A 5139-nucleotide genomic window follows, 5' to 3' on the forward strand; every position below is an offset into this window, starting at 1 on the left:
CGCGCGGTGGACGTGCGGCCGCTGCTGACCGTGCACGCGTCCGCGTCCGTCACCGTGTCGACCCCGGCGACGCCGGTCCGGCTGCCCGAGCACGCGGCGGGGGAGGTCGAGGCGGCGGTGGCGGCCGCGCTGGACAACGTCCGGCGGCACTGCGGCGACGGCGCGCGCGCCTGGGTGCTGCTGGAGGACGACGGAGCGGGTGAGATCACGGTCAGCGTCCGCGACGACGGCCCCGGCATGGCGCGGGACCGGCTGGAGACCGCCGCGGCGGACGGGCGGCTCGGCGTCGCCCAGTCCATCCGGGGCCGTATCCGCGATCTCGGCGGGACCGTCTCGATCGTCTCCGCGCCCGGTGAGGGGACCGAGATCGAGATGACCGTCCCCGCGGGCCCGTAGGGTGGGGCCGTGAGCGAGGTTCCCCTCAGGGTCATGGTCGTCGACGACCATCCGATGTGGCGCGACTCGGTGGCCCGCGACCTGGCCGAGGCCGGGCACGACGTGGTCGCGACCGCGGGCGAGGGGCGCGCGGCGGTCCGCGTCGCCGCCGCCGTGCGGCCGCAGGTCGCCGTGGTCGACCTGCAGCTGCCCGACATCAGCGGCGTCGAGGTGACCCGGCACCTGGTCGCGGCCGACCCGCCGGTGCGGGTGCTGGTGCTGTCGGCGAGCGGCGAGCAGCAGGACGTCCTGGAGGCGGTCAAGGCCGGGGCCACCGGCTACCTGCTGAAGTCGGCGGCGCGGGAGGAGTTCCTGGACGCCGTCGCGCGCACCGGCGGCGGCGACGCGGTGTTCACCCCGGGGCTCGCGGGACTCGTCCTCGGCGAGTACCGCAGGCTGGCCGCCGCCCCGGCGCGAGAGGAGGACGGCGCGCCCCGGCTCACCGACCGGGAGACCGAGGTGCTGCGGCTCGTCGCCAAGGGGCTGACCTACAAGCAGATCGCGCAGCGGCTCGTCCTGTCGCACCGCACCGTGCAGAACCACGTGCAGAACACCCTCGGCAAGCTCCAGCTGCACAACCGTGTGGAGCTGGTCCGCTACGCCATCGAGAAGGGGCTCGACCAAGAGGAGTGACCGCGGCCCCTCCCTCCCGCCGAACCACTATGGTCTAGACCAATGCGGCGCGCCGGGGCGGGCGGCGAATGCCCTGTGTGATCGCACGCTGACGTTTAGTCTTGCCATGTGAACCAAGGGAGGAGACCGGTGGCGGGAGAGGGAGACGGCATGCGCGTCGGAGTGCTGACCGGCGGCGGGGACTGCCCGGGGCTGAACGCGGTCATCCGCGCGGCCGTGCGCAAGGGCGTGCAGGTCTTCGGGTACGAGTTCGTGGGCTTCCGGGCCGGCTGGCGGGGGCCCCTGGAGGGCGACACCGTGGCCCTCGACGTGCAGGCCGTCCGCGGCATCCTGCCGCGCGGCGGGACGATCCTGGGCTCGTCCCGGACCAACCCGGTCAAGGTCGAGGGCGGCGTCGAGCGGATCAAGGACAACCTCGCCGGCCTCGGCGTGGACGCGCTGATCGCCATCGGCGGCGAGGACACCCTCGGCGTCGCGCGCGAGCTGTACGGCCACGGGGTGAACGTCGTCGGCGTGCCCAAGACCATCGACAACGACCTCAACGCCACCGACTACACGTTCGGGTTCGACACCGCGGTCAACATCGGCATGGAGGCCGTCGACCGGCTGCACACCACCGCCGAGAGCCACCACCGCGCCCTGATCTGCGAGGTCATGGGACGGCACGCGGGCTGGATCGCGCTGCACGTCGGGATGGCCGCCGGCGCCAACGTCATCCTCATCCCCGAGCGGCCGTTCGACATCGACAAGGTCGTCGAGTACGTGGAGAGCCGGTTCAAGACCCGCTACGCGCCGATCATCGTGGTGTCCGAGGGCGCCCACCCGGTGGACGGGCAGATGGAGCTGCAGACCGGCGAGCGCGACGCGTTCGGCCACGTCCGGCTCGGCGGCATCGGCCAGCGGCTCGCCGCCGAGATCGAGAAGCGCACCGGCAAGGAGGCCCGCGCCACCGTGCTCGGGCACATCCAGCGCGGCGGCACCCCCACCGCGTTCGACCGCGTCCTGGCCACCCGCTTCGGCCTCCAGGCGATCGACGCCGTCCGCGACGGCGACTTCGGGAAGATGGTCTCGCTGCGCGGCACCGACATCGTCCGCGTGGGCCTCGACGAGGCGACCAGGGAGATCAAGACCGTTCCGCTGGAGCGGTACTCCGAGTCCGAGGTCTTCTTCGGCTGACGGGGCCGTCCTGGCGGGAACATCGGGAGCGGGTCGCGGCGTTGGCGTGTCTGGGCCACACTAGAAGTTCGCCCTTTTCCGGTTCCCGCCAGGAGGCTCACGCATGACCACGCTCGACACCGCGCCCGCGGCGCAGGCCGCCCCCGCGGCCGTCCGGGAGCCGTCGCCGGTCGACGGCGAGCCCTGCGTGCTGCTGAAACTGGGCGAGGTGGTGCTCAAGGGCAAGAACCGGGAGCTGTTCGAGCGGCGGCTCGCCGACAACGTCCGGCTGGCGCTGCGCCCGGTCGCCCGGGTCGACGTGATCCGCCGGCACGGCGTGTTCATCGTCCGGACCAAGGACGCCGACGTCGCCACCGTCGACCGGCTCGCGCAGCGGGTCACCGACGTCATGGGCATCGTGTGGGCGCACCGCGCGTGGCGGGTCGGCAAGGACCTGGCGAGCGTCGAGCGCGCCGCGCTGGAGCTGATGGACGGCCGCACCGGCTCGTTCGCCGTCCGCTCCCGGCGCCGCGACAAGCGCTTCCCCCTCACCTCGACCGAGCTCGACCGCCACATCGGCGGCCTCGTCGCCGACCGGTACGGGCAGCCGGTCCGGCTGAAGGCCCCCGAGCACACGCTGTCGATCGAGGTCGACCGCGACGAGGTCTTCGTCTTCTCCGGCGGGCTCCCCGGCCAGGGCGGGCTCCCCGTCGGGATGAGCGGCCGCGCCCTGGTGCTGATGTCGGGCGGCATCGACTCGCCCGTCGCCGCGTACCGGATGATGCGCCGCGGCCTGCGGGTCGACTACCTGCACTTCTCCGGCATGCCCTTCACCGGCCCGGAGTCGATCTACAAGGCGTACGCGCTGGTCCGCGAGCTGGACAAATTCCAGGGCGGGTCGCGGCTGTTCGTCGTGCCGTTCGGCAAGGCCCAGCAGCAGATCAAGTCCTCCGGCGCCGACCGGCTCGCGGTGATCGCCCAGCGCCGGCTGATGCTGCGCACCGGCGAGGTGCTGGCGCGCCGGCTGCGCGGCGCCGCGCTGATCACCGGTGACGCGCTCGGCCAGGTCAGCAGCCAGACCCTCACCAACATCACCGCGCTGGACGACGCGGTCGAGCTGCCGATCCTGCGCCCGCTCGTCGGCATGGACAAGGTCGAGATCATGGACCAGGCGCGCCGGATCCGGACGCTGACGATCTCCGAGCTGCCCGACGAGGACTGCTGCACCATGCTGGCGCCGCGGCGCGCGGAGACCAAGGCCAAGATCGACGACCTGCGCCAGATCGAGAAGCGGCTGGACGTCGGCGAGCTGGCCGACCAGCTCGCCGCGTCCGTCCAGGAGCACCGCCCGGTCTACGGCGACGCCTGATCCGCGGGCCCGGCGCGGCCCGCGCGGGGCCCGGCGGTCACAGGCTGTCGTAGTCGTTCGGGCGCGGCGGCTCGGGGCCGTCGGGGCCCATCAGGGTGATCCGCTCGATCCGCACGATCCGGAAGCGGCGGCCGGCGACGGCGATGCCGTTGCGGCGCGTCTCGTCGGCCATCAGGTCGGCGGCCTCGGCGTAGTCGGCCGCGTCGTCGCGGCCGGGGCGCTCCACCGCCGGGACGACGTGCCGGAAGTAGGAGATCAGCGCGTCCCGTGCCTGGCGGGGCGTGTCGTAGAGCCGTCCGACGGGCCGCCAGCGCTTGCCGGTCCGCTCCGCGACGGTGAAGGCGGGCGCCAGCGTGAGCGGGGTGAGGAACGCCCCGGAGGGCTCGTTGCCCGTCCCCGCCGCGGCGTCCAGCACCTGGCACAGCAGCTCGGCGGTGGCGAGCTCGGAGGACGGCCGGTCCTCGGGCAGCAGGTCGTAGGGCCGGCTCGGCAGCACCCGCCGGTCGGCCGGATGCGGGTCGAGGTCGGTCGGGCGCGGCGGCTCCGGCCCGTCGGAGCTGGTGCGGACGAGCTGCTCGATCCGCACGATCCGGAACCGCCGTCCGGCGGCGGACACCTCGTCGGCGGGCCCGGCGCGCAGCGCCGCGGCCGCCTCCCGCAGCTCGCGGCCGTCCGGCCCGGCGTCCAGCGCCCGGTCCTCCAGGTGGTCGGCGAGCAGCTCGCGGGCCCCCTGGGGCAGCGGGTCGCCGGGGCAGATGATCTGCCAGCCGCCGGGCACGTGCTCGGCGGCGGTGAACAGGGCTCCGACGACCACCAGGTCGGGATAGGCGGCGATGGAGCGGCAGGCGTCGGCCATCATCACCGCGGCGACCGGGTCGACGCCGTCCAGGTCTTCCGGGAACAACCTCCCCGAGGCGTCCCCATCGCCCGTTGTCATGCCGGACATCATCCCCGCCGCGCCGCGTTCTGGCGAGTGGTTCAGACCACTTTGTTACCGCCCGCGGCGCGTTTTCCGTGGTTCCCCGGGGTTCCGGCGGGCGGACCCGCCGGAACCGGCCGGTCAGCGCCGGGCGGGCGCGACGAGGACGAGGAGTCCGGCCGCCAGCAGCGCCAGCCCGCCGAGGGCGAGGCCGCCGAGGTGCTCGCCCAGCACGGCCGTCCCGAGCACCGCGGCCACGGCGGGCTCGGCCAGCGTCAGCGTCGTCGCGGTCGTGGCGGGCGTGCCGCGCAGCCCGCGCGCGAACAGCAGGTAGCCGCCGCCGGTGGTGACCACCCCCAGGTAGAGGGCGGTGAGCATGCCCGGGCCGGTCAGCAGCCATCCGGCCGGGTTCGCGAGCAGCACCGGGAGCAGCAGCAGCGCCGCGGCCCCGAACAGCGTCCCGGAGACGGCGCGGTCGTCCTCGCCGCGGGTGATGAGGACGGACGCGGCCGTCGCGTAGGCCGCGTACGACAGCCCGGCGAGCAGCGCCAGGGCGATGCCGCCGGGCTCCACGCCGGCGTCCCGCCCGCCGCCGGCCAGCGCCGCGCACCCGGCCAGGTGCTCGGCA

The 5139-nt window shown here is 74.4% G+C and carries 6 protein-coding genes; 4 read left to right on the forward strand and 2 right to left on the reverse strand.

The features are described from left to right. From E1291_RS38875 to thiI, 4 genes are all read left to right on the forward strand, one after another. The coding region (locus E1291_RS38875) for an ATP-binding protein (RefSeq protein WP_242614652.1) at positions 1-396 on the forward strand (396 nt) is incomplete at its 5' end. A 33-nt stretch (positions 397-429) separates the two neighbouring features. Further along, on the forward strand, positions 430-1068 hold the full coding sequence (locus E1291_RS38880; RefSeq protein WP_131743031.1) for a response regulator: 639 nt from the start codon (positions 430-432) through the stop codon (positions 1066-1068). A gap of 150 nt (positions 1069-1218) precedes the next feature. After that, positions 1219-2244: a 6-phosphofructokinase gene (locus E1291_RS38885; protein WP_131743028.1), complete on the forward strand. Its 1026-nt coding sequence runs from the start codon at positions 1219-1221 to the stop codon at positions 2242-2244. 103 nt (positions 2245-2347) lie between these two features. Further along, positions 2348-3592 carry a tRNA uracil 4-sulfurtransferase ThiI gene (gene thiI / locus E1291_RS38890; RefSeq protein WP_131743029.1) on the forward strand — a complete coding sequence of 415 codons (1245 nt, stop codon included), beginning with the start codon at positions 2348-2350 and terminating at the stop codon, positions 3590-3592. A gap of 37 nt (positions 3593-3629) precedes the next feature. On the opposite strand, the gene E1291_RS38895 is transcribed toward thiI, so the two are convergent. After that, entirely contained in the window at positions 3630-4529 is a 900-nt protein-coding gene (locus tag E1291_RS38895; protein WP_131743030.1) for a DUF5954 family protein, read from the reverse strand. A gap of 123 nt (positions 4530-4652) precedes the next feature. Further along, positions 4653-5139, reverse strand: a 487-nt coding sequence (locus tag E1291_RS38900; RefSeq protein WP_165495507.1) for an EamA family transporter, incomplete at its 5' end; no start/stop codon positions are given.

The sequence above is a fragment of the Actinomadura roseirufa genome (assembly GCF_900659635.1).
GTDB lineage: Bacteria > Actinomycetota > Actinomycetes > Streptosporangiales > Streptosporangiaceae > Spirillospora > Spirillospora roseirufa.